The organism is Bacteroides cellulosilyticus DSM 14838, assembly GCF_000158035.1.
In the GTDB taxonomy this organism is placed as follows: domain Bacteria; phylum Bacteroidota; class Bacteroidia; order Bacteroidales; family Bacteroidaceae; genus Bacteroides; species Bacteroides cellulosilyticus.
The window spans coordinates 580,703-585,620 of sequence record NZ_EQ973490.1 but is presented as its reverse complement, the minus strand read 5'-3'; the positions used below and the strand labels follow the sequence as shown (position 1 = coordinate 585,620).

Annotated in this window: 2 protein-coding genes and 1 pseudogene; 2 read left to right on the top strand and 1 reads right to left on the bottom strand. The window is 46.1% G+C overall.

Translation table 11 applies throughout. The features are described from left to right. Nucleotides 1–6: 6 nt before the first annotated feature. Nucleotides 7–918 (bottom strand): AraC family transcriptional regulator, encoded by a 912-nt coding sequence (locus BACCELL_RS06980; RefSeq protein WP_007210950.1) that lies wholly within the window; start codon nt 916–918, stop codon nt 7–9. A gap of 222 nt (nt 919–1,140) precedes the next feature. Here BACCELL_RS06980 and BACCELL_RS06975 point away from each other — a divergent pair, with 222 nt between their 5' ends. Next, nucleotides 1,141–2,244: an efflux RND transporter periplasmic adaptor subunit gene (locus tag BACCELL_RS06975; protein WP_044153459.1), complete on the top strand. Its 1,104-nt coding sequence runs from the start codon at nt 1,141–1,143 to the stop codon at nt 2,242–2,244. A gap of 15 nt (nt 2,245–2,259) precedes the next feature. After that, nucleotides 2,260–4,918: pseudogene (locus tag BACCELL_RS06970) on the top strand (efflux RND transporter permease subunit); the annotation flags it as partial.

The window sequence follows — 4,918 nt, the reverse complement described above, 5'->3', positions numbered from 1 at the left end:
TGAAAGTTATTCCTCTTTTGTGCTCCGATAGCGAATGGGTGATGTCCCCAGGTGTCCTTTTACATATTTCCCGAAGAAAGATTGATTTGGGAAGTTGAATTCTTCCGCAATCTCTTTGATAGACTTGTCCGAATGCTTCAGCCGGTATTTGATGTGCTCTATCGCAGTCTCATTTATCAAATCTAGAGGAGCCCTTCCGCATGCTTGTTTGATGACCTTTGAAAAGTGTTTGGGCGTATAGCAAAGTGCATCGGCAAAGTAAGTCACTGAACGATGCATACCATTGTCTTTCGACAACAGTTCCATGAACTTCCGTAAAATATGGTCAGCCTGTTTGATACCCTCTTTCGATAGTTTGGCTTTCTCCGAATCGGCGATTTCTTTGTTGAGGTAACCCATCATCTCGCAAAAGATAGCGGCAAACAGATGCTGCACCACCGCTTTATGATAACAATGGGGTTCATCGTTAATTTTCGCCAGGATTAACTCTCCATAGTGTTTAAAAATGCTGTTGTCATTTTCCCTGTTAATAGATTTCACCGGATTGTTGTGGATATGGATGGCAGTGTCCCACGTATCTTTTTCTACTTTGAGGATACGTTGCAGGAATCGGGTGGAGAATCCAGCAAGCCTTACTTTATATTTAGGGCTCATCATTGTGTGTCCGATAATGGTGTTGGGAAGGCCGAGCAGTAAGTCGCCCGGCTGTAGCTGGTAGGTCCGGTTGTTGATATCCAGTTGTATGCACCCTTCTATACAAACGGCAATAAGGAAACACTCCAATCTGACAACCTCATTACTATAAGGTATTCCATCCAGACTGTTGACTATCGCAAAGTCATCATCTATATAGTCAAGAATATGCTGACTGTTCTTAAAGTCTTCTATGGTTACGGTCTTAATGTTCTCTTTTTCCATATTATTTCATTTTTCTTTTTGCAAAGTTGGTAAATTATGGGGAAAACAGGATGTCCTATTATCCTTTAATATTGTTCTATATGATGCTTATTGATAATTAGTTAGCTTTAAAAGTGACGAATAACGAAAATGGGACATTCTTGGGGGAAAATTGATCACTATGGCTTTGTTCCTTTCTCCTACATTTGTCCCAGTTTTAATAAAAAGACAATTAGAGTAAGTATGATTACAGTGAACAAAAAATGGTTACGGCTGATAGGGATTGTCGGTTGTACAGTGTGGATGGCATCTTGCAAACAGGCAACGGATGCGGGAGTGAAACCTTCTTTTGCAATAATGGAAGTAAAAGCGGCGGATAAAGAACTTTCCACTTCGTATTCGGCCACTATCCGTGGGCGGCAGGATATTGATATCTATCCGCAAGTATCGGGTACTATCGAAAAACTTTGTGTGACTGAAGGACAGACGGTGCGCCGTGGGCAGTTGCTTTTCGTTATCGATCAGATTCCCTACAGAGCTGCGCTCAAGACTGCCGTTGCCAATGTGGAAGCTGCACGTGCTGCAATGGCGACTGCCGAACTCACCTACAACAGCAATAAAGAGTTGTATGCACAGAAAGTAGTTTCAGAGTTCAGTCTGAAAACAGCTGAGAACACCTATCTCACTGCCAAAGCACAGCTGACGCAGGCCGAAGCCCAGGAAGTGAACGCACGCAACAATCTTTCCTATACTGAGGTGAAAAGTCCCAGTGACGGAGTAGTGGGGGCATTACCCTATCGCGTGGGTGCATTGGTAGGTGCCAACCTGCCGTATCCGTTGACTACGGTCAGTGACAATTCGGACATGTATGTCTATTTCTCCATGACTGAGAATCAGTTACTTGCCCTTACACGCCAGTATGGTAGCATGGATGAAGCTCTGAAAAACATGCCGGAAGTGGAACTGATACTGAATGATAATTCGGTATATAATAAGAAAGGTGTCATAGAATCCATTAGTGGAGTTATCGACCGTCAGACGGGTACTGTAATGGCACGTGTGGTATTTCCTAACGAATCACGCCTGCTTCATAGCGGAGCATCCGGTACGGTAGTGGTGCCCAGCATCTATAAGGATTGCATTGCCATTCCGCAGGGAGCCACTGTACAGATGCAGGACAAAGTTGTGGTATATAAAGTAGTGGACGGCAAAGCAGTCTCTACACTGATCACTGTAGCCGGAATAAGCGATGGGCGCGAATATGTGGTGCTCAGCGGATTACAATCCGGTGATGAAATTATATCGGAAGGTGCCGGATTAGTGCGTGAGGGCACACAAGTAAAATAAGAAGGGAGACAAATTATGAAAGGAAATGTATTTATAAAGCGGCCGGTGATGGCTATCTCCATCTCCGTGCTGATTCTGGTCATAGGGCTTATTTCGCTCCTTACACTGCCGGTAGAGCAGTATCCGGACATTGCACCTCCCACAGTATATGTAAGTGCTCAGTATACGGGCGCTGATGCCGAGGCAGTAATGAACAGCGTCATCATGCCGTTGGAAGAGAGTATTAATGGTGTGGAGAATATGATGTATATCACTTCCACGGCATCCAACTCCGGCCTCGCTATTATACAGGTTTACTTTAAGCAAGGTACAGACCCTGATATGGCGGCAGTGAATGTGCAGAACCGTGTAGCTAAGGCACAGGGTTTGCTGCCGGCCGAGGTAACCAAAATCGGTGTAAGCACGCAGAAGCGTCAGACCAGCTTCCTCCAAATTGGTGCTTTGGTCTGCAATGACGGGCGTTATGATCAGACGTTCCTTGCCAATTATCTGGACATCAATGTACTACCTCAAATCAAACGCGTAGAGGGAGTAGGAGATGTAATGGAATTGGGAGATACATACAGTATGCGTATCTGGCTGAAACCGGAACGGATGGCGCAATATGCCCTGGTTCCTTCGGATATTACTGCCGTGCTGGGGGAGCAGAACATTGAAGCTCCTACCGGTTCGCTGGGTGAGAGTTCGAAGAATGTCTTCCAGTTTACCATGAAGTATCGCGGACGATTGAAGAGTGTGGAGGAATTCCAGAATACCGTAATCCGTTCGCAAAGCGACGGTTCTGTACTCCGCCTAAAGGATGTAGCCGATGTACAATTGGGTACGATGACTTATAGCTTCCGCAGTGAAATGGATAGCAAACCGGCTGTTCTTTACATGGTATTTCAGACGGCAGGCTCCAATGCAACCGCTGTGAATAAGGAAATTACTGCCCAGATGAAGCAGATGGAAAAGAGTCTGCCGGAGGGGAACAGAGTTTGTCACGATGATGAGTTCCAACGACTTCCTTTTCGCTTCTATCCACAATGTGGTAGAAACATTAATCATCGCTATTATTCTGGTTATTCTGGTGGTGTATTTCTTCTTGCAGGACTTAAAGAGTACGCTCATTCCGTCCATATCCATCATAGTGTCGCTGGTAGGTACGTTTGCCTGCCTGGTGGCTGCGGGATTCAGTCTGAATATCCTGACATTGTTTGCACTGGTGCTTGCCATTGGTACGGTGGTGGACGATGCCATTGTGGTGGTGGAAGCGGTGCAGTCCAAATTTGATGCCGGATACAAATCTCCTTATCTTGCCACTAAAGATGCGATGGGTGATGTGACGATGGCTATCATCTCTTGTACCTGTGTATTCATGGCAGTGTTTATTCCTGTAACATTTATGGGAGGAACTTCCGGTGTATTCTATACACAGTTCGGTATCACGATGGCAACTGCCGTAGGTATTTCCATGATTTCGGCTTTGACGCTATGCCCGGCTTTGTGTGCTATCATGATGCGCCCGTCGGACGGGACCAAGAGTGCCAAGAGTATTAACGGACGGGTACGCGCAGCTTACAATGCCTCGTTCAACGCTGTGCTGGGTAAATATAAGAAAGGTGTGATGTTCTTCATCCGTCATCGCTGGATGGTGTGGGCTTCGTTGATAGCCGCTATCGCGTTGTTGGTTTATCTGATGAGCACTACCAAAACGGGACTTGTTCCTCAGGAAGACCAGGGTGTCATCATGGTGAACGTCAGTATCTCACCGGGAAGCACGCTTGATGAAACAACGAAGGTAATGGATAAACTGGAAGATATCCTCCGGGATACGCCTGAAATAGAACATTATGCCCGCGTAGCAGGCTATGGACTTATATCCGGTCAGGGAACTTCTTACGGTACAATCATTGTGCGCTTGAAGGACTGGAGCGAACGAAAAGGAAAGGATCATAGTTCGGATGCTGTGGTTGCCCGCCTCAATGGACAGTTTTATGGTATTAAGGAAGCGCAGATATTCAGTTTCCAGCCTGCTATGATTCCGGGGTATGGTATGGGTAACTCCCTCGAACTGAACCTTCAGGACAAGACGGGTGGCGATATGGAAACATTCTACCAGTCGGTAATGCAGTTCCTCGGCGCACTGAATCAGCGTCCGGAAGTAGCTATGGCTTACACGGCATATGCCATCAATTTCCCGCAGGTATCGGTAGAAGTAGATGCGGCTAAATGTAAGCGTGCCGGTATTTCTCCGGGAGCAGTGCTCGATGCATTGGGCAGCTATTGCGGTGGTGCGTACATATCTAACTATAACCAGTTCGGTAAAGTGTATCGTGTGATGATGCAGGCTTCGCCTGAATACCGCCTGGACGAGCAATCTCTGGACAATATGTTTGTACGGAATGGTACGGAAATGGCTCCGGTAAGTCAGTTTGTAACATTGAAGAAAGTGTTGGGACCGGAAACAACCAATCGTTTCAATCTGTATAGCTCTATCTCTGCCAATGTAAATCCTGCCGAAGGTTACTCTTCCGGTGAAGTGCAGAAGGTGATTGAAGAGGTGGCAGAACAGACTTTGCCTACGGGCTACGGATATGAATATGGTGGTATGGCACGTGAAGAAGCAAGTAGTGGTGGTGCACAGACTATTTTCATCTATGCCATTTGCATATTCCTTATCTATCTGATTCTG

Excerpts from the sequence above, each read along its gene's own strand:
- BACCELL_RS06980 (WP_007210950.1), bottom strand. The coding sequence starts at position 918 with ATGGAAAAAGAGAACATTAAGACCGTAACCATAGAAGACTTTAAGAAC.
- BACCELL_RS06975 (WP_044153459.1), top strand. The coding sequence starts at position 1,141 with ATGATTACAGTGAACAAAAAATGGTTACGGCTGATAGGGATTGTCGGT.